This window comes from Micromonospora sp. NPDC047762, from assembly GCF_043204655.1.
Taxonomy (GTDB): Bacteria; Actinomycetota; Actinomycetes; order Mycobacteriales; family Micromonosporaceae; genus Micromonospora.
Window position 1 is genome coordinate 181,622 of the sequence record NZ_JBIDCQ010000008.1, and the last position, 19,351, is coordinate 200,972.

Here is a 19,351-nt window from a genome sequence, read left to right on the forward strand (position 1 = left end):
TCGTGGCCCTCGCCCGGGGTCCGCCATCGTGCGGTCGGAGAGGAGCTTCGCGTGGCAGCCCGGACGCCGGTGCTCGAGACGTTCCCGGCGCTACGCGCCTGGCAGCGCAAGGCGATGGTGGAATACCTGCGTCGCCGTACCGAGGACTTCACCGCGGTCGCCACTCCCGGCGCCGGCAAGACCACCTTCGCCCTGCGGATCGCGGCCGAGTTGCTCGGTGACGGCACCGTGGAGGCGGTCACTGTGGTCGCCCCGACCGAGCACCTGAAGAGCCAGTGGGCAGACGCGGCGGCCCGGGTGGGCATCCAACTCGACGCCGCCTTCCGCAACGCCGACCTGCACTCCTCGGCCGACTTCCACGGCGCGGTGATCACCTACGCGCAGGTGGGGATGGCCCCGCAGGTGCACCGACGGCGCACCATGACCCGACGCACCCTGGTCATCCTCGACGAGATCCACCACGCTGGCGACTCCCGCTCCTGGGGCGACGGGGTGAAGAACGCCTTCGAACCCGCCGTACGCCGGCTGATGCTCACCGGGACACCGTTCCGCTCCGACGACAACCCGATCCCGTTCGTCAGCTACGAGCGGGGCGGGGACGGGCTGCTGCGCTCCCGCGCCGACTCGGTGTACGGCTACTCCGACGCGCTGCGCGACGGGGTGGTCCGGCCGGTGCTCTTCCTGGCGTACTCCGGGGAGACCCGCTGGCGTACCAACGCGGGGGAGGAGCTGGCCGCCCGGCTGGGCGAGCCGATGACCCAGGACCTGGTGGCCCAGGCGTGGCGTACCGCGCTGGACCCGGCCGGCGACTGGATGCCGCAGGTGCTGCGGGCCGCCGACGCCCGACTCACGGTGCTGCGCAACGCGGGCATGGCCGACGCCGGTGGTCTGATCATCGCCACCGATCAGCAGACCGCCCGCTCGTACGCCAAGCTCATCGAGCAGGTGACCGGTGAGAAGGCCGCCGTGGTGCTCTCCGACGACCAGGGCGCTTCCGCGCGGATCGCGACGTTCGCGGCGTCCGACCAGCGATGGATGGTCGCGGTGCGGATGGTGTCCGAGGGGGTCGACATCCCACGACTGGCGGTCGGGGTCTACGCCACCAGCGCCAGCACGCCGCTGTACTTCGCCCAGGCGATCGGCCGGTTCGTGCGGGCCCGCCGGCCCGGGGAGACCGCGTCGGTGTTCCTGCCCAGCGTGCCGCACCTGCTCGGGCTGGCCAGCGAGATGGAGACCGAGCGCGACCACGTACTCGGTAAACCCAAGGAAGCCGACGGTTTCGACGACGACCTGTTGGAACGCGCGCAGCGCGACGACCAGGCCAGCGGGGAACTGGAGAAGCGGTTCGCGGCCCTCTCGGCCACCGCCGAGCTGGACCAGGTGATCTTCGACGGGGCGTCGTTCGGCACCGCGGCCCAGGCCGGCACCCCCGAGGAGGAGGAATACCTCGGCCTGCCCGGTCTGCTCACCGCCGACCAGGTTTCGCTGCTGCTCACCAAGCGCCAGGCCGCACAGCTCGCCGCCCAACGCCGTCGTACGGCCGACGGGGCCGCTCAGCCGGCCGCTGCGGCCACGGCAGCGCCGCCCGCACCCATGAGCGCCGCCCAGCGTCGCGTGGCGCTCCGGCGTCAACTGAACGCTCTGGTGGCCGCCCGACACCACCGCACCGGCCAGCCGCACGGCAAGATCCATGCCGAGCTGCGCCGACTCTGCGGCGGGCCGCCGAGCGCCCAGGCCACCATCGAGCAGCTTGAGGAACGCATCGCCACCGTGCAGACCCTCTAGACGCGGGCCGGCTGCGGCGGGCTGGTGGCCGGTCAGCTGCGCCCGTACCCCCGCAGATCCCGGCCCGGCGCCGGCGCAGGTCCCGGCGCCGGCGCAGGTCCCGGCCCGGCGCAGGTCCCGGCCCGGCGCGGGCCCGGCGGCCGACGGCTGCTGGGCGTGCTGCTCGGTCCGCTGCGCCCGTACCCCCGCAGATCCCGGCCCGGCGCCGGCCCGGCGGCTGCTGGGCGTGCTGCTCGACGGCAAGGGCGTGGAGAGGCTGACCGACGGCGAACACGTGCTGCTCCGGGCCGCGTCGGCCGTTTCGGCCGTGATCCACTCGGCTTCCTTGAAGACGCGGGGTTCGAGCGAGGTGGAAAGCGCGACTTCAAGGAACCCGAGTGGATCAACGGAGGCCTGGCTGGTGCTGCGGCTTGCCTGCCCGGAACGGCTATGGATGCCCCTGTGCGGGCGTCCCGATCTCAAGATCGCGCAACATCCTGGTTCTAGTGGCTTCCCGGCGTTCCGTGGCCACTGCATCCTGGTTCGAGTGCGATCTTGGTGGCCGTGGCCGTGGCCGTGGCCGTGGCCGTGGCCGTGGCCGTGGCCGTGGCGGCCGGGGTTCCGGTCTCCCAGGGGCGGCGTTCGTCGTCAAGATCGGCGCAGGATCAGGGATGTTGCTGTCTCGGGCGCGTCGGAGGCAGCAGCATCGGGGATGTTGCTCGGATCTTGGGCGCGGGGCGCGGGGCGCGGGGCGCGGGGCGCGGGGCGCGGGGCGCGGGGCGCGGGGCGCGGGGCGCGGGGCGCGGGGCGCGGGGCGCGGGGGCGTCCAGACAGAAAGAGCTGACCGGAGACACCCTCGGGGTGCCTCCGGTCAGCTATGTCGGTTTGCGGATTTAGTTCGCCATCAGATCGGCGCCACGCCAGCTGAAATCGGGCTCCGTTGCGAACCGCTCGGTGATCTTCACGAGATCCTCCGCGTACTTGTTCGCGTGGTGCCCGCAGAACACCAGCTCGCTCCCACCCGCCAGAGTGATCCGGAGCTTCCCGGCAGCATTGCAGCGGTCGCACCGTTCATCGGCGGCTGGGGGAGCCGCCGTGACGGGCGGCGGCGTGAGGGTCGGGGTCATCGCCTTCCTCCTCTGGTCGTCACCGATGAACAATCTCTTCGGTCGTTGCTCACCTATCGTGCAACACCCTTACTAGGCACTGCCTTCCCTGTGTGCCCGCGGGGGACCGAGGTCACACCTGGAAGGGACAGTGTGCCGTGCACCCAGGGTGCCACGTCAACGATCACATTCGTGCATCCGGACGATCACCATCTGGTGTTGCACACCAGGTGGCCAAAACGACACGTTCGGTTGACGAAACCCGCTCAGTCCAGGTAATCCCGGAGGACCTGCGACCGGGACGGGTGACGCAGCTTGGACATCGTCTTGGACTCGATCTGCCGGATCCGCTCCCGGGTCACCCCGTAGACCTGGCCGATCTCGTCGAGCGTCCGCGGCTGGCCGTCGGTCAGGCCGAAACGCAGACGTACCACGCCCGCCTCACGCTCGGAGAGCGTCTGCAGCACCTGCTGGAGCTGGTCCTGCAGGAGCGAGAACGAGACGGCGTCGACGGCGACGACAGCCTCGGAATCCTCGATGAAGTCGCCGAGTTGGCTGTCGCCCTCGTCACCGATGGTCTGGTCCAGTGAGATGGGCTCCCGAGCGTACTGCTGGATCTCCAGCACCTTCTCGGGTGTGATGTCCATCTCCTTGGCCAGCTCCTCCGGAGTGGGCTCGCGGCCCAGGTCCTGGAGCAGCTCACGCTGTATGCGGCCGAGCTTGTTGATGACCTCGACCATGTGCACGGGGATGCGGATGGTGCGGGCCTGGTCGGCCATGGCGCGGGTGATGGCCTGCCGGATCCACCAGGTGGCGTACGTGGAGAACTTGTAGCCCTTGGTGTAGTCGAACTTCTCCACGGCCCGGATCAGACCGAGGTTGCCCTCCTGGATCAGGTCGAGGAAGGCCATGCCACGGCCCGTGTAGCGCTTGGCCAGCGACACCACCAGTCGGAGGTTCGCCTCCAGGAGGTGGTTCTTGGCCCGCTCGCCGTCGCGGGAGATCCAGCCCAGGTCACGGACCATCTCCCGGACGAGCTTCTCCTCGCCCTCGTCGGCGGCCCGCAGCCGCTCGGCGGCGTAGAGCCCGGCCTCGATCCGCTTGGCCAGCTCCACCTCCTGCTCGGCGTTGAGCAGCGGAACCTTGCCGATCTGCTTCAGGTACGCCCGGACGGAGTCGGCGGAGGCGGTCAGCTCGGCGTCGCGTCGCGCCTGCTTGAGGGCCTCGGACTCTTCGTCGTCCCACTCGAAGTCGTTGTCGGTCGCCGAGGCGGCTGCGTCGGTCTCGGCTGCCTGGGCCAGCTCGGCCGGCTCCTCGACCACCACGTCCTCGATCGCGGCGGCCAGCTCCTCCGGGTCGATCTCGCCCTCGGCGCCCTCGCCCTTGGCCTTGCCGCCAGCCTTGGTCGGCTTGGCCCCGGCAGCCGCTGCCACCGTCGCCTTGGTGGCTCGGGTCGACTTGGTGGCCTTCGTCGGCGTCGCCATTGCGGCCTCGGCGCCGGTCGCCTTGCGAGCGGCCACCTTGCGCGGGGCCGATGTCGCCGGGGCGTCGTCGCCGGCGGGTGCCTGCTTCGGAGCCGGCGCGGCGGCCTTCTTGGTGGTCTTGGCGGTGGTGGCCCGGGACGCGGGCGTGGTCGAGCGGGCCGCGGCGACGCGGCGGCGGGTGCTCGCCGAGCCGTCCACCACGACGGTCACTCCCGCCTCGGAGAGCGCCCGCAGGATCTTCTTGGCCTGGGCCGGAGTCACCTCGGCGGACTCGACGGTACGCGCGAGCTGAGCCGACGTGAGCTGACCACCGGCGCTCTGGGCGTGGGCGATCAGGGTGTCGGTGAGCGAGCGAACGTCGGCGCCGGGCTGGCGGGGTTCTGTCACGAATGACCTTCCGGAGGCGAAGAGCGGGCACGGCGGGTTCGTCCAGCGCAGCGAGGGTTACCGTGCCGGGCGATGTGGTTGAGGGACCCTCGTGTCACGGTCCGGCCGGTGGTCGGCGGTCCGTGCCGCGTGGGCAGGGGTGAATTGTAACGCCGTCTGCGGCGATCATCCTGCTCCGCACCGCGTACCGCCGGTGGGGACCGTCGGTGGGGTGGAGATATGGGCTTCGCGCTAATGATAGCCGCGCGGCCGGCGAAGGGCTTCCGTCGTCGCGCCGGGTGGCGCGCAGAACGTGTCCGAACTGCCGTTTGAGCAGGCAGTACGTGGTCGACGTGGCGGTTGCGAGGGTGCGCGTGTGGATCACCGGGGTCGTTGTCGGCCTGGCCAGTGGCGTCCGCACCAGGTCGCGGTTGGGCAACGGTTGTGAGCCGAGCGTGGACGGGGTGGTAAGCACTTAAGCGACATTACCAACCGAAAGGGGCATATTGGCGGAGGTCGGCCGGTCAAGCTGCGAGGGCGGTGCCGTGCGCCCACTTCGCAGCGGATCCCGGCGCCGAAGATCCCTGCTCTGGTGCCGTCGTACGGCGTCGGGAACGATGATCTTCCGAGGCTGGGTCGGTAGTTCACCCACCCACATGCACTCGGAGTGCGGAAAGAGGCGAATCATGACCAACTCGGCTACGACACCGTCGGAGCTGCTGACCATCGCGGTGAAGGTGGCTCGGGACGCGGCGGACACTGCGTACCGGATGCGTGCCGAGGGGGTCGTCGTCGCCGCCACCAAGAGCACCGTCACCGACGTGGTCACCGCCGCCGACCGCGCGGTCGAGCGGCAGATCCTCGCCGCGTTGGCCGCGCTACGCCCCGACGACTCGGTGCTGGGCGAGGAGTACGGCGAGGAAGCCGCCGGCGCGGCGCGCAGCGGAGTGCGCTGGATCGTCGACCCGATCGACGGGACTGTGAACTACCTCTACGGGCTGCCGTACTCCGCTGTCTCGCTGGCCGCCGAGGTGAACGGGGTGGTGGTTGCCGGCGTCGTGCGCAACGTGAGTACCGGCGAGGAATGGACCGCCACGGCCGGCGGCGGGGCCTGGCGCGACGGTGCACGCCTGCGCTGCTCCGGCGAGGTGGACCTGGGGCAGGCGCTGGTCGGCACCGGCTTCGGGTACGACGCCGGCCGTCGGGCGCACCAGGCGCAGGTGGTGGCCGGGCTGATCGCACACGTACGGGACATCCGGCGACTCGGCGCGGCGGCGCTGGACCTCTGTCTGGTCGCCGAGGGGCGGCTCGACGCGTACTTCGAGAAGGGTCTTGCGGCTTGGGACCTGGCGGCTGGCGGGCTGGTGGCCGCCGAGGCGGGGGTCCGGGTCGCTGGCCTGGCCGGTCGGCCGCCGGGGCCGGACCTGGTGGTCGCGGCCCCGCCCGCGCTCTTCGCGCCGCTGCACGACCGCTTGGCCGCGCTGGACGCCTCCGGCGGTCCCTGACCGGCGGATCAGGTCGGCCCGCTCTGAGCGGCCGGCTCCGGCCTTCCGGCACCCCATTCCGGCCGGTGGGCCGGGCTTCGGCCGGTGGGCCTGGTTCCCGCCGGTAGGCCAGGTTCCGGCCGGTGGGCCGGGTCGCTACCGGTCGCCGGCCTGGCGCTGCGGGGGAGCGGTTACGCCGTCACTTGGCGGGTGGGGACGGGCAGGCGCCCTTGGGTGCCTCCGGGGGGCCCGAGTCGCCGAGCGACTGGTTGACCTCGGTCGTGGTGGCGAGCTGCTGGAAGCGGTTGCCCAGCACCACGTCCACGGTGTCGTCGGCGCGCTTCGGGTCGTAGCCCGGCACGGCGTTGTTGAGGAAGTACGCCTGGAGCAGGTGCGCGGAACCGACGCCCTTCGGGCCGTACCGCAGCACCGCGACGCTGTCGACCTTCTTCTCGTTCCCGGTCTTCTTGACCTGGAACTGTCGATTGCTGAACTCGTCGGCGACGGTGTGGGCGAGGCCGGGCTGATCCGTGGCGTTGAAAACGTTGATCTTGACGTCCTTGCGCTCGCGCAGGGTCAGATCCGCCAGCGGCCAGCCCTCGGGGCAACCCGCCGCGGTGCCCACGTTGCCCTGGCTGTCGCGGACCACGGCCACGACGACGAAGACCAGGGCGATGATCGCCAGCAGGCCGACGACGACGAGTGCTCGCACGCGCGCAAAACTCATCAGGGCTCTCCCCGGAACCTCAGTGGGTGGTGGCGGCCGGGAACGATCGCTCAGGCCGCCGGCCGTCGAATACGCCGCTGAGGTTAACGGTTGTCCGGCCGTCGCGTGGAAACAGCCCGACATGCCGGCGCGCCGACCGCGAACCGGGTACTACTACCCCTATCTTCGTGTCGCCTGAATCACATTGGGAACAATCTCGCGTGCGGGGGCGTACATCTCAGCCGCAAGGGCGGTATACATGCCTCGCCCAAGGGGGGGTAAGGTTCCGCGCTCGCAGGGGAGTCGCCCCAGCGAGCTCGACCCGTTCGGTCCTCGGGTCGGGTGCCCGACACAAGTGATGGCCGGCCAGCGGAACCGAAACAGCGTCGTCCGGCGTTACAACCGGAAGCGACAACATCGATATGGGAGAGTGAAACCGATGGCCACCGACTACGACGCCCCGCGTCGCGACGAGGTCGACCTCGGCGAGGACAGCCTGGAAGAGCTCAAGGCACGGCGCGTCGACTCACAGTCGGGCGCGGTGGACGTCGACGAGGCCGAGGTCGCCGAGAGCTTTGAGCTGCCCGGTGCCGATCTGGCCGACGAGGAGCTCACGGTCAAGGTGCTTCCGATGCAGCAGGACGAGTTCCGGTGTGCTCGCTGCTTCCTGGTCCACCACCGTAGCCAGCTGGCGGTCGAGCGTAACGGCGAGCTGATCTGCCGCGAGTGCGTCTGAGAACCACGACAACACCGGCGGCGGCCTCCTGAACGGGGTCGCCGCTGCCGGTGTAGGCATGCGGCTGCGGTGGGTACCTGCTTGACTCGTAGCGGGTAGCCACAGCACCGGGAGGTCCGATGAGCGATCGAGGCGGCACCACCGAAGGCGGCACGGACGGCCTGGGTGCCACCCGTGGCACGGACGACCTCGGTGCCACCCGTGGCACGGACGACCTCGGCGCCGACGGTGGCTCGGACGACCTCGGCGCCACCGTCGCGGCGTTGACCGCGGACGACATCGCGCCGGCCCGACGCCGCCAACTGCTGACCCGGATGGTCGGGCAGGCCCGTGCGCGGGGCATCTCCGACCTGTTCAAGCCCCGCGCTGCCGTGCGGTGGATGGTCGACGCCATCGCCGAGATCGCCCCGCACGTGCCGGTACGGGACCTGGACACGTTGCGCCAGCACTTCCCCGGTCTGGACGACACCGCCCTGGCCGACCGGCTCATCCGTAACGCGTCGAGGACCACCGCCGCCATCGGTGCGGCCGGTGGGGGCGTCGCGGCCGTCGAGTGGACGGTGGCCCCGACTCTGCTCTCCGCGCCGGTGCTGCTGGCCGCCGAGACCGTGGCCGTGGTGGCGGTGGAGCTGAAACTCGTCGGCGAGCTGCACGAGATCCACGGCGTGGCACTACCGGCCGCCGGGAGTCAACGGGCGGTCGCGCTGGTGCACTCCTGGGCCACTCAACGCGGCGTCAACCCGATGGTGCCCGGCGTGGGAGTCGGAGCGGTGCTCGGCACCGCCGCCCGCAAAGAGTTGCGGGACATGCTGCTGCGGCGCTTCGGTCGCAACCTCACCACGCTCGGGCCGTTCCTGACCGGAGCGGCGGTGGCCAGCTTCCTCAACCGTCGGGCCACCCAGCAGATGGCCGAGCAACTCCAGGTGGACCTGCGCCGACGGGGCATCGCCCGGCCCGCGCCACCGGCGGCCCTCCCAGGCCCGCCGACCGGCACCTGAGCGGGCCCTTCAGCGTCAGACCGGCAATTGAGCGGCCCTTCGGCGTCGGGTCAGCCCGGCTCTCCCGCCGTCGGGTGGGAGGCCGACAGAGCGTCCCGTGCGGTCAGCACCGCCTCGGCCAGTTCGACCGGGTGGCGGGTGCTCACCACCCAGAACGGGGTCGGGTCCGCGGGATCGTCGAGGATCACCTGCACGGCGCCGCCGATCCACGGTCGCTGCACCACGAAGGCGAGCGGGTCCGCGCCGACGCCGAGCACCTCACGTCGGCCGGCCACGTCCAGCGGCACCACGTCGGCCACGAAACGGACCGGCAGGCGGGCGTCGTCCACCCGCAGCTCGGCGTCGGCAACTGCGACCCGGATCCGGCCCAGCCACCACAGCCCCACCGCGGTGAGCGGCACCAGCACGGCGAACGGCAGCCAGGTGCGGACGCCGGAGGCGCCCATCCAGATCTCGACGGCCAGCAACGCGGCGGCCACCAGCCCGGCCAGCCACAGCCACCAGGGCAGATCCAACCGCTCGGTGTACGCCGAGCGGGCGGTGACCGGCGACTGATCGGCGGACGGGGAGGGCGACATGCTCACTCCTGCGAGGGTACGGCGCACGGCGGCTCGACGAACCGGCAGGATGGCAGGGTCACCCCGCGAACCGGACGGAAGAGGGGACCCGTGACCGACGTCGTACCCGTGCCTGTGCAGTTGCTCGACCCGGAGCTGCCGTTGCCCACGTACGCGCATCCCGGCGATGCCGGGGCCGACCTGGTGGCGGCCGCGGACGTGGAGCTGCCACCTGGCGGCCGTGCCCTGGTGCCCACCGGCGTGGCCATCGCGCTGCCGGAGGGGTACGTGGGCCTGGTCCATCCCCGCTCCGGTCTGGCGGCCAGGCTCGGCGTGACGGTGCTCAACGCGCCCGGTACGGTCGACGCCGGCTACCGGGGTGAGATCCTGGTCAACCTGATCAATCATGATCGGGATGTGCCGGCGAAGATCTCCCGCGGCGACCGGATCGCTCAGCTCGTGGTCCAGCAGGTCGCGCGGGCGCGGTTCGAGCCGGTGGTCGAGCTGCCCGCGTCCCGGCGCGGGGCTGGTGGGCACGGGTCCACCGGTGGGCACGCCGGGCTGGTGCCGTCGCCGACGGGCCAGGACCGGGTCGAGCGGCGGCCGAGCGAGCCGGGCCGCGGGCAGACGGAAGAGGTGGCAGGGTGAGTGTGAACAGCGGAGGGCAGGCGCAGTGATCTTCTCCCGAAAGCGGGCCGATGCGGAGCGGCAGACCCGTGACGAGCGGGCCACCCAGGTCCCGGACCAGGGCGATGCGACGCCGACGTTGGAGCGCGGCCCGTACGACATCTCCGAGAGCTACGACGACGTGCAGCGACTCGACCTGGGCAGCCTGCACATCCCGGCGATCGCCGACGTCGAGGTGCGGGTGCAGGCCGACCCACAGGGTGTGGTCCAGCAGGTGGTGCTGGTGCATGGTGACAACGCGCTCCAGTTGGGCGTCTTCGCCGCCCCCCGGTCCGAGGGCATCTGGAACGAGGTGCGCGAGGAGATCCGGCAGTCGCTGCTCCGCGACGGCGCGAGCGCGCAGGAGGTCGCCGGCGAGTACGGCCCGGAGCTGCACGCACAGGTGAACACCCCCGACGGCGCGACGAACCTGCGGTTCGTCGGAATCGACGGGCCGCGTTGGATGGTCCGGGGCGTCTTCCAGGGCCCGGTGGCCACCGACCCGGGCATGGCCGGTCCGCTCGTCGAGTGCCTGGACGGCCTTGTGGTCGACCGTGGGCAGGAGGCGAAGCCGGTCCGCGAGCCCCTGCCGCTGCGGCTGCCTCGGGAGATCGCCGACCAGGCCGAGGCCGAGGCGGGCGACGCCGCCGCCGCACCGCGTCAGGTCTGACCGACGCGCACCGGCCCGCCGGAACCAGCCCCGTCGGCGTACGCTGGCGGCACGGTTCCGGCGCCGCCGGGGCCGGCCGGGGACGGCGAGCGTGGAGAGGGTGACGCGGAGGTCATGACGACCGACGAGGGCCGGGTGTCGCTGCGGCGCATCCTGCAGAGGTTCACCGCCAGCGAGGCCGAGATCGACGCGCAGGAGCTGCGTCGGGAGAGCGCCGAGTGCGGCGGGATCCCCGCCCAGCAGTGTTCCCGGGGTCAGCTGGTCTCGGTCGCCGGTCGGCTGCGCACCGTGGTCTACACGCCGCGCACCAATCTGCCCACCCTTGAGGCCGACCTGTACGACGGCAGTGACGTGGTCACCCTGGTCTGGCTGGGGCGACGGCACATCGCCGGGATCGAGCCGGGACGGCATCTGACCGCCCGTGGCCGGGTGGCCGTGCGGGACGAGCGCAAGGTCATCTACAACCCCTACTACGAGCTGGACTCGCCCAAGTGACGGCACTGCGGACGGAAGGCCGGCGATGACGACGGGACAGGACCGGGCGGCACAGCCGGATACCGACCCTCAGGACGAGGAGCCGCTGCCGACGATCGCCGAGCAGATGGCCGACCAGCTCGGCGGCTGGCGCGGGCTGGTCGAGTCCAGCATCCCGGTCGTGGTGTTCGTCGTCGCCAACATCATCGGCGAGCTGCGGCCGGCGGTGATCGCGTCGATCGCTGTCGCCGTGCTGATCGCGGGGCTGCGGCTGGCCCAGCGTCGACCGATCCGGCACGCCGTCAACGGGCTCTTCGGCGTCGGTGTCGGCGCGGCCATCGCGTGGCGCACCGGCGACGAGCGTGACTTCTATCTTCCCGGCATCCTCTACGGCATCGGCTACGGCATCGCCCTGCTGGTCTCGGCCGCGATCCGGCAGCCGTTGGTGGGCTGGATCTGGTCGGTGTTGGTGGCCAAGGGCCGTTCGGAGTGGCGGTCCGACCCGAAGCTGGTGCGCACGTTCACCCAGCTGACGGTGCTCTGGGGCGTGGTCTGGCTGGCGAAGGTGGGCGTGCAGGCCGGGCTCTACCTGGCCCACCAGGACACCGCGCTGGGCGTGGCCCGGCTGGCATTGGGCTACCCGCCGTACGCGCTGCTGTTGCTGATCACGGTCTGGACGGTGCGCCGGGTCACCCGGGAGACGCCGCCGGCCCCGCTGCCCAGCGCCTGAGCGACGTCGGGCGGCCGGGCCGCTCAGCCCCGTGGGGGTCAGTGTGAGCCGCGGGTCCGTTCGACGCTGTCCGGTCCGAGGATCACCGCGCGGACCGCGTCCTCCACCTCGGCGGTGCAGACGAAGATCAGCTCGTCCCCGGCCTCGATCGGGTCGTCCGGGCTGGGCACCAGGACCCGCTTGCCGCGCAGGATCGCCACCAGGGCGGCGTCTCGGGGCAGCGGCACGGCGTGGATCGGCTCACCGACGTACGGGGCGGTCGGCGGCAGGGTGATCTCGACGAGGTTCGCCTCGCCCTGTCGGAAGGTCATCAGCCGGACCAGGTCGCCGACGGTGACCGCCTCCTCGACGAGCGCGGCCATCACCCGCGGCTTGCTCACCGCGACGTCCACGCCCCACTGATCGGTGAACAGCCACTCGTTCTCGGCCCGGTTGACCCGGGCGACCACCCTGGGCACCGCGAACTCGGTCTTGGCCAGCAGCGACAGCACCAGGTTGGTCTTGTCGTCGCCGGTCGCCGCGACCACCACGTCGCAGCCGGCGACGTCGGCCTCCTCCAGGCTGCTCACCTCGCACGCGTCGGCCAGCACCCACTCGGCGGCCGGCACCCGGTCCGGGCGAAGCATCTTGGGTTGACGCTCGATCAGCATCACCTGGTGGCCGTTGTCGATCAACTCCTGGGCGATCGAGCGGCCCACGTTGCCCGCGCCCGCGATGGCGACCCGCATGGCTCAGTGCCCTCCTTCCGGCGGCGTCGCCGCCACCGACGTGACAGTCGCCACGATGTCATCGCTGACCAGCATGAACGCCTGGTCGCCCTCCTGAATGACGGTGGAGCCGGTGGGCAGCGTGCCGATGCCGAAGCGGATCAGGTAGGCCACCCGCGCCCCGGTCGCGTCCTCCAGCGTCCGCACCGGTCGGCCGATCCAGTCCTTGTGTACGGGCACCTCGACGATCGACACCGTGCTCGTGGGGTCGCGGAAGATCTCCACGTTGCCCTCCGGGACCAGGTGCCGCAGCATCCGGTCCGCCGTCCACCGCACTGTCGCCACGGTGGGGATGCCCAGCCGCTCGTAGACCTGCGCCCGGCGCTGGTCGTAGATGCGGGCGGCGACCCGGGACACGCCGAACGTCTCACGGGCCAGCCGGGCCGAGATGATGTTGGAGTTGTCGCCGCTCGACACCGCTGCGAAGGCGTCCGCGCGTTCGATGCCGGCCTGCCGGAGCACCTCGCCGTCGAAACCGGCCCCGGTCACGGTGATCCCGGCGAAGTCGGGGCCGAGCCGGCGGAAGGCGTCGGCGTCCTGGTCGATGACCGCCACCGAGTGCCCTCGGGACTCCAGGCTGTGGGCGAGCGTCGACCCGACCCGACCACATCCCATGATCACGACGTGCACGCTGTCCCTCCCAAGGTGCGTACCACTCCCGCTGCCGGTGGCCCTCGAGTGCGAGCCTGCCACGTCCCGGTGGCGAGCGGGGACCGACCGTACCCCGCCGTCGCGAGCAGCGGTGATCGCCCACCCCCGCGCCCCCGCCGTGGTGGTCGTACTCTTGGCGTTCGTGGCCAGTCCCACCTCGCTGCTGAAGCGGCTTCTTCTCGGTCGACCGTTCCGGTCCGACCGGCTCCAGCACACCCTCCTGCCGAAGCGCATCGCGCTGCCCGTGTTCGCGTCCGACGCGCTGTCCAGCGTCGCGTACGCGCCCGACGAGATCCTGCTGACCCTCTCCATCGCCGGTGCCTCCGCGTACGTCTTCTCGCCGTGGATCGCGCTGGCCGTGGTCGTGGTCATGCTCACCGTGGTGGCGAGCTACCGGCAGAACGTGCACGCCTACCCGTCCGGTGGCGGCGACTACGAGGTGGCCACTGTCAACCTGGGGCCGAAGTTCGGCGTCGGGGTGGCCAGCGCGTTGCTGGTCGACTACGTGCTCACGGTGGCGGTGTCGGTCTCCTCCGGGGTGGCCAACCTGGGCTCGGTGGTGCCGTTCGTGGCCACCCACAAGGTCCTGATCGCGGTGAGCGCGGTCGTCCTGCTGAGCGCGGTCAACCTGCGTGGTCTGCGCGAGTCGGGCACGGCGTTCGCCATCCCCACCTACGGCTTCGTGATCGTGATGGGCGGCATGCTGCTCACCGGTCTGTTCCGGGTCTTCGTGCTGGGTGACGAGCTGCGCGCGCCGAGCGCCGACCTGGTGATCCAGGCCGAGCACAGTGTGACCGGTTTCGCGCTCATCTTCCTGCTGCTGCGGACGTTCAGCTCGGGCGCCGCCGCGCTCACCGGTGTCGAGGCGATCTCCAACGGGGTGCCCGCGTTCAAGGCGCCGAAGAGCCGCAACGCCGCCACCACCCTGCTGCTGCTCGGCAGCATCTCGGTGAGCATGCTGGTCGGGATCATCTGGCTGTCCCGGCTGACCCGCCTCCAGTTCGTGGAGGACCCGGGCCTCCAGATCGTCTCCGGCCCCGAGGGGTACGTGCAGAAGACGGTCACCACCCAGCTCGGCGAGACGGTCTTCGGCTCCGGGTCGATCCTGCTCTACGTGGTGGCCGGGATGACCGCCCTGATCCTCTTCCTGGCCGCGAACACCGCGTTCAACGGCTTCCCGGTGCTCGGCTCGATCCTCGCCCAGGACCGCTACCTGCCCCGCCAGTTCCACACCCGGGGCGACCGGCTGGCCTTCTCCAACGGCATCGTCTTCCTGGCTCTCTTCGCGATCGTGCTGATCGTCGGTTTCCAGGCCGAGGTGACCCGACTCATCCAGCTCTACATCGTCGGGGTCTTCGTCTCGTTCACCGTCTCCCAGGCCGGCATGATCCGGCACTGGAACCGGCACCTGCGCACCGAGCGGGACCCGGAGGCGCGCCGCCGGATGCACCGCTCGCGTGCCATCAACACCTTCGGCGCGGGCCTGACCGGCGCGGTGCTGGTGATCGTCCTGATCACGAAGTTCCTGCTCGGCGCCTGGATCGCCATCGCCGCGATGGCGGTGATCTACGTGCTGATGCTGGCGATCCGCCGGCACTACGACCGGATCGCCGTCGAGCTGACCCCGCCGGACGAGGGCCGGGCCGTGCTGCCCGCCCGCAACCACGCCATCGTGCTGGTCAGCAAGCTGCACCAGCCGACGCTGCGGGCCATCGCCTACGCCCGCGCCACCCGGCCGGACACGCTCACCGCGGTGACGGTCAACGTGGACGAGAAGGACACCCGGGACCTGCAGGCCGACTGGGAGCGACGGGAGATGGCGATCCCGCTCACCGTGATCGACTCGCCGTACCGGGAGATCACCCGCCCGATCCTCGACTTCGTCGCCTCCACCCGCCGCAAGTCGCCCCGGGACGTGGTCACCGTGTTCATCCCCGAGTACGTGGTCGGCCGTTGGTGGGAGAACCTGCTGCACAACCAGAGCGCCCTGCGCCTCAAGGGCCGGCTGCTCTTCGAACCGGGAGTCATGGTGGTCAGCGTGCCGTGGCAGCTCGCGTCGACAGCGAGCAAGAACCTGGACCGGCTGGACGCCACACTGTCCCGGACACCGGCGCGTGGGCCACGGAGCGCCGTGCCACCGCCGGTCGCCGCACCGCCGGTGGCCGCCGCGCCGCCCGGCGAGGGCGGACCCGACAACAGCGCAACGATGGGGAACACTCGTGACTGAGCCAGGCGGTCAGCGGACCGCGACACCCGGGACGCCGTCGGCGTCGGCCGCACCGGCGTTCGAGCGGGGCCTGGCCGAGACGGACCGGGTCGAGCTGACAGTCGACGCGGTCGCGCCCGGCGGGCACTGTGTCGCCCGGGTGGACGGGCAGGTGGTCTTCGTCCGGCACGCGCTGCCGGGTGAGCGGGTCGTCGCCGAGGTCACCGAGGTGCACCGGGGGTTCGTCCGGGCCGACGCGGTGACAGTGCTCGAGCCCTCACCGGACCGGGTCGAGCCGCCCTGCCCGTACGCGAAGCCGGGTGCCTGCGGGGGCTGCGACCTCCAGCACGTCGCACCGGCCGCCCAACTGGCCTGGAAGACCGCAGTGGTCCGCGAGCAGCTCGTCCGCCTCGGTGGACTGACCGACGTCGAGCTGGACCGGCTCGGCGTGCGCGTCGAGGCATTGCCCGGTGGGCTGCTCGGCTGGCGCTCCCGGGTCCGTTACGCGGTCGACGCCGCCGACCGTGCCGGCCTGCTCAAGCACCGCTCGCACGAGGTGGTGCCGATCGACCGCTGCCGGATCGCCCACCCGGCCATCCAGCAGCTTCCGGTACTCACCCCCACCGGTGCGCGCTGGCCGGCCGCCGAGGCGGTGGAGACCGTCGCCAGCACCGGCGGGGACGTGACCGTCACGGAGATCCGCGACGGGGCGCCCACCCCGGTCAGTGGCCCGACCGAGGTCCACGAGGTAGCCGCCGGACGGGACTGGACGCTGCCCGCTTCCGCGTTCTGGCAGGTGCACCCGGCCGCCGCGGACGCCCTCTCCGCAGCCGTGCTGGAGTTGCTGGACCCGCAGCCGGGCGAGGTCGCCTGGGACCTCTACGGCGGCGCTGGGCTGTTCGCCGCCGGGCTGGCCGCACGGGTCGGCGCGACCGGCCGGGTGACAGTTGTCGAAGCGGCGGCGCAGGGTGTCGCCGCCGCCCGGGAGAACCTCGCCGACCAGCCCAGCGTCGAGGTGGTGTCGGCACGGGTGGAGACCGCGCTGGCCCGCCGACGGATCACGGGCCCGGTCGACGTGGTGGTGCTCGACCCGCCGCGCTCCGGTGCCGGCGCCCAGGTGGTCCGCGCGTTGGTCGCCGCGGGCCCGCGGGCGGTCGCGTACGTGGCCTGTGACCCGGCCGCCTTCGCCCGGGACGTGCGTACCTTCGCCGACCTCGGTTGGCGACTGGCGGCGCTCCGGGGCTTCGACCTCTTCCCGATGACGCAGCACGTCGAGCAGGTCGGGCTGCTGCTTCCCCCGGACGCTGGGTAGAACCCGCCGGGTGGCACCTGACCGGGTGCTCAGCTGCCCACTCCTGGCCCGGCCGGGGTGCCTCAGGCTCGGGCCGGGCTGCGGAGTACCGGGGGGCCGATAGACTCTCCGGTCATGAGTGTTGAAGAGGACACGGCCAACCACGGCCGGCTGCTGGGGACGGTTCGCGGTCCGCAGGACGTCAAGCGGATGTCCGGCGAGGAACTGGACGTCCTCGCCGCCGAGATCCGGGACTTCCTGATCACCAAGGTCTCCCGCACCGGCGGGCACGTCGGGCCCAACCTCGGTGTGGTCGAGCTGACGCTCGCCATGCATCGCGTCTTCGACTCCCCCCGGGACCGGCTCCTGTTCGACACCGGCCACCAGGCGTACGTACACAAGATCCTTACCGGGCGTCAGGCCGGCTTCGACAAGCTCCGCCAGCGCGGTGGCCTCTCCGGCTACCCCAGCCAGGCGGAGAGCGAGCACGACCTCATCGAGAACTCGCACGCTTCCACCGCGCTGTCCTACGCCGACGGCCTCGCCAAGGCGTACGCCCTCCGGGGCGAGGCGCGCAGCGTCGTGGCCGTGGTCGGCGATGGCGCGCTGACCGGCGGCATGTGCTGGGAGGCGCTGAACAACATCGCCACCGCCGGCAACTCCCTCGTGATCGTGGTCAACGACAACGGCCGGTCCTACTCGCCGACCATCGGCGGGCTGGCCGACCACCTCTCCTCGCTGCGGCTCAACCCCGGCTACGAGAAGGTCCTCGACACCGTCAAGGACGCCCTCGGCTCCACGCCGCTCGTCGGCAAGCCGATGTACGAGGTGCTGCACGCGGTCAAGAAGGGCATCAAGGACGCGGTCGCCCCGCAGGCCATGTTCGAGGACCTGGGCATCAAGTACGTGGGCCCGGTGGACGGGCACGACGTGACGGCGGTCGAGGCGGCGCTGCGCGCGGCCAAGAACTTCGGCGGCCCGGTCATCGTGCACGCCGTCACCCGCAAGGGCTACGGCTACCGTCCCGCCGAGGAGGACGAGGCCGACTGCCTGCACGGCCCCGGCAGCGCCTTCGACGTGGAGACCGGTGCCCTGCTGGCCGCCCCGTCGGTGAAGTGGACGCACGTCTTCGCCGACGAGCTGCTGGCCATCGCTGACGAGCGCCCGGACGTGGTGGGCATCACCGCCGCCATGGCCGAGCCGACCGGCATCGCCAAGCTGGCCCGCAAGTACCCCGAACGGGTGTACGACGTGGGCATCGCCGAGCAGCACGCGGCCACCTCGGCGGCCGGGTTGGCGCTCGGTGGCCTGCACCCGGTGGTCGCGGTCTACGCCACCTTCCTCAACCGCGCCTTCGACCAGGTCCTGCTGGACGTGGCGATGCACAAGCTGCCGGTGACCTTCGTGCTGGACCGGGCGGGCATCACCGGCCCGGACGGGCCCAGCCACTACGGCATCTGGGACATGTCGGTCTTCGGAGTGGTGCCGGGGCTGCGCATCGCCGCTCCCCGCGACGCCGCCACCCTGCGCGAGGAACTGCGCGAGGCGCTGGCCGTCGACAACGGCCCGACAGTGGTGCGGTTCCCGACCGGTGCGGTCGCCGCAGACCTGCCGGCGCTGCGCCGGGTCGGCACTGTCGACGTGCTGGCCGAGTCGGCCCGTACCGACGTGCTGCTCGTCGCCGTCGGCTCCTTCGGCCAGTTGGGCATGGAGGTGGCCGCCCGGGTCGCCGAGCAGGGCTACGGCGTCACCGTCGTCGACCCCCGCTGGGTGCGCCCGGTCCCGGCGGAACTGGTCGACCTGGCCGCCCGCCACCGGCTCGTGGTCAGCGTCGAGGACGGCGTCCGGGTCGGCGGGGTGGGCGACGCGCTCGCCCAGGCGATGCGCGACGCCGACGTCCGGGTGCCGCTCAAGGACCTGGGTGTGCCCGCCGACTGGCACCCACACGGCACCCGCGCGCAGATCCTCGCCGACCTGGGCCTGACCGCTCAGGACGTGGCCCGCAACGTCACCGGTTGGATCTCCGGCCTGGACGCCACCCCGGACCGCCTCACCCCCAGCGACGCGGCCGCACAGAACTGACGAGAACAAACAACGGCGGGCGTCCCTCGGGACGCCCGCCGTCCCATATCCACCCGCAGTCCGCAGTCCGCAGTCCGCAGTCCGCAGTCCGCACCCTCAGGCCACAGTGCCCCAAGCCCTCCGACTGCCCCCGCCCCGCCCCCGCCCTGCCTCGGCTGCGTCGATCAAGGACTTGTGGTGCCCCGCAAAAGGTGCGTATAGCCAGTAGTTGCCCACCACAACTCCATGATCGGCTCTGCCGAGGGGCCGAGGGGCCGAGGGGCCGAGGGGCCGAGGGGCGAAGGGGCGAAGGGGCGAAGGAGCGAAGGAGCGAAGGAGCGAAGGAAGGCGTGGCGAGGTGCGGTGCGGCGGCAAGTGGCGCGGTGCGGTGCGGCGGAGCGCGGCGCGGCGGGACGCCCGACCTCGCATATCCACCCCACCTCCACCGCCCAACCCACCCACCCCACCGCGCCGCCCGCGCCCCCTGCCCGCGCCGATCTTGCACTTTCGGTCGACGTAATGCGCCTTGAGCCCCGTTTTGTCGGCGCAGAAAGTGCAAGATCGCGGGGGTGAGGGGGGTGAGCGGGGGTGAGCGGGGCGAGGCCAGCTGAGGGCCTGTTCCGGCCCGGCCCGT

The 19,351-nt window shown here is 71.7% G+C and carries 17 protein-coding genes; 11 read left to right on the forward strand and 6 right to left on the reverse strand.

From position 1 onward, the window contains the following. Nucleotides 1–51 precede the first annotated feature (51 nt). Nucleotides 52–1,785: a DEAD/DEAH box helicase gene (locus ACGF3C_RS24190; RefSeq protein WP_393225383.1), complete on the forward strand. Its 1,734-nt coding sequence runs from the start codon at nt 52–54 to the stop codon at nt 1,783–1,785. 872 nt (nt 1,786–2,657) lie between these two features. Here the strand turns inward: ACGF3C_RS24190 and ACGF3C_RS24195 are convergent. Continuing rightward, nucleotides 2,658–2,891, reverse strand: a complete 234-nt coding sequence (locus tag ACGF3C_RS24195) for a hypothetical protein (RefSeq protein WP_091402071.1) — start codon at nt 2,889–2,891, stop codon at nt 2,658–2,660. A 245-nt stretch (nt 2,892–3,136) separates the two neighbouring features. After that, nucleotides 3,137–4,741, reverse strand: coding sequence for an RNA polymerase sigma factor (locus tag ACGF3C_RS24200; protein WP_355009337.1), 1,605 nt, complete (start codon nt 4,739–4,741; stop codon nt 3,137–3,139). A gap of 665 nt (nt 4,742–5,406) precedes the next feature. Here ACGF3C_RS24200 and ACGF3C_RS24205 point away from each other — a divergent pair. After that, complete coding sequence (locus ACGF3C_RS24205) at nt 5,407–6,225, forward strand: inositol monophosphatase family protein (protein WP_357228868.1); 819 nt, start codon at nt 5,407–5,409, stop codon at nt 6,223–6,225. Nucleotides 6,226–6,403: 178 nt separating this feature from the next. Here the strand turns inward: ACGF3C_RS24205 and ACGF3C_RS24210 are convergent, their stop codons facing one another. Then, nucleotides 6,404–6,916 (reverse strand): LytR C-terminal domain-containing protein, encoded by a 513-nt coding sequence (locus ACGF3C_RS24210; RefSeq protein ID WP_355009418.1) that lies wholly within the window; start codon nt 6,914–6,916, stop codon nt 6,404–6,406. A 433-nt stretch (nt 6,917–7,349) separates the two neighbouring features. Between ACGF3C_RS24210 and ACGF3C_RS24215 the strand changes: the two genes are divergently transcribed. Together ACGF3C_RS24215 and ACGF3C_RS24220 are read left to right on the forward strand one after the other, a co-directional pair. Continuing rightward, nucleotides 7,350–7,646 (forward strand): DUF4193 domain-containing protein, encoded by a 297-nt coding sequence (locus ACGF3C_RS24215; RefSeq protein WP_007075406.1) that lies wholly within the window; start codon nt 7,350–7,352, stop codon nt 7,644–7,646. Between the two features lie 119 nt (nt 7,647–7,765). Beyond that, a complete protein-coding gene (locus tag ACGF3C_RS24220; protein WP_393225388.1) occupies nt 7,766–8,644 on the forward strand; it encodes a hypothetical protein in 879 nt (292 codons plus the stop codon). Nucleotides 8,645–8,694: 50 nt separating this feature from the next. Here ACGF3C_RS24220 and ACGF3C_RS24225 read toward each other — a convergent pair whose 3' ends face one another. Continuing rightward, nucleotides 8,695–9,228 (reverse strand): DUF3093 domain-containing protein, encoded by a 534-nt coding sequence (locus ACGF3C_RS24225; RefSeq protein WP_393225391.1) that lies wholly within the window; start codon nt 9,226–9,228, stop codon nt 8,695–8,697. Between the two features lie 84 nt (nt 9,229–9,312). Here ACGF3C_RS24225 and dut point away from each other — a divergent pair, with 84 nt between their 5' ends. The 4 genes from dut (at nt 9,313) to ACGF3C_RS24245 (ending at nt 11,741) form a co-directional block, all read left to right on the forward strand. After that, nucleotides 9,313–9,849, forward strand: coding sequence for a dUTP diphosphatase (gene dut / locus ACGF3C_RS24230; protein WP_355009340.1), 537 nt, complete (start codon nt 9,313–9,315; stop codon nt 9,847–9,849). Nucleotides 9,850–9,874: 25 nt separating this feature from the next. After that, nucleotides 9,875–10,537, forward strand: coding sequence for a DUF3710 domain-containing protein (locus ACGF3C_RS24235; protein WP_357228860.1), 663 nt, complete (start codon nt 9,875–9,877; stop codon nt 10,535–10,537). A 114-nt stretch (nt 10,538–10,651) separates the two neighbouring features. Then, nucleotides 10,652–11,032 (forward strand): OB-fold nucleic acid binding domain-containing protein, encoded by a 381-nt coding sequence (locus ACGF3C_RS24240; protein ID WP_179782700.1) that lies wholly within the window; start codon nt 10,652–10,654, stop codon nt 11,030–11,032. 25 nt (nt 11,033–11,057) lie between these two features. Beyond that, a complete protein-coding gene (locus ACGF3C_RS24245) occupies nt 11,058–11,741 on the forward strand; it encodes a DUF3159 domain-containing protein (RefSeq protein WP_357198506.1) in 684 nt (227 codons plus the stop codon). Nucleotides 11,742–11,779: 38 nt separating this feature from the next. On the opposite strand, the gene ACGF3C_RS24250 is transcribed toward ACGF3C_RS24245, so the two are convergent. Beyond that, complete coding sequence (locus ACGF3C_RS24250; RefSeq protein WP_357228857.1) at nt 11,780–12,469, reverse strand: TrkA family potassium uptake protein; 690 nt, start codon at nt 12,467–12,469, stop codon at nt 11,780–11,782. Nucleotides 12,470–12,472: 3 nt separating this feature from the next. Next, complete coding sequence (locus ACGF3C_RS24255; RefSeq protein WP_355009344.1) at nt 12,473–13,138, reverse strand: TrkA family potassium uptake protein; 666 nt, start codon at nt 13,136–13,138, stop codon at nt 12,473–12,475. Between the two features lie 163 nt (nt 13,139–13,301). On the opposite strand from ACGF3C_RS24255, the gene ACGF3C_RS24260 reads away from it, so the two are divergent. The 3 genes from ACGF3C_RS24260 (at nt 13,302) to dxs (ending at nt 18,738) form a co-directional block, all read left to right on the forward strand. Beyond that, entirely contained in the window at nt 13,302–15,386 is a 2,085-nt protein-coding gene (locus tag ACGF3C_RS24260) for an APC family permease (protein ID WP_393225398.1), read from the forward strand. Between the two features lie 70 nt (nt 15,387–15,456). Next, nucleotides 15,457–16,677 carry a class I SAM-dependent RNA methyltransferase gene (locus ACGF3C_RS24265; protein ID WP_393225763.1) on the forward strand — a complete coding sequence of 407 codons (1,221 nt, stop codon included), beginning with the start codon at nt 15,457–15,459 and terminating at the stop codon, nt 16,675–16,677. 114 nt (nt 16,678–16,791) lie between these two features. After that, on the forward strand, nt 16,792–18,738 hold the full coding sequence (gene dxs, locus ACGF3C_RS24270; RefSeq protein ID WP_328650389.1) for a 1-deoxy-D-xylulose-5-phosphate synthase: 1,947 nt from the start codon (nt 16,792–16,794) through the stop codon (nt 18,736–18,738). Nucleotides 18,739–19,351 lie beyond the last annotated feature (613 nt).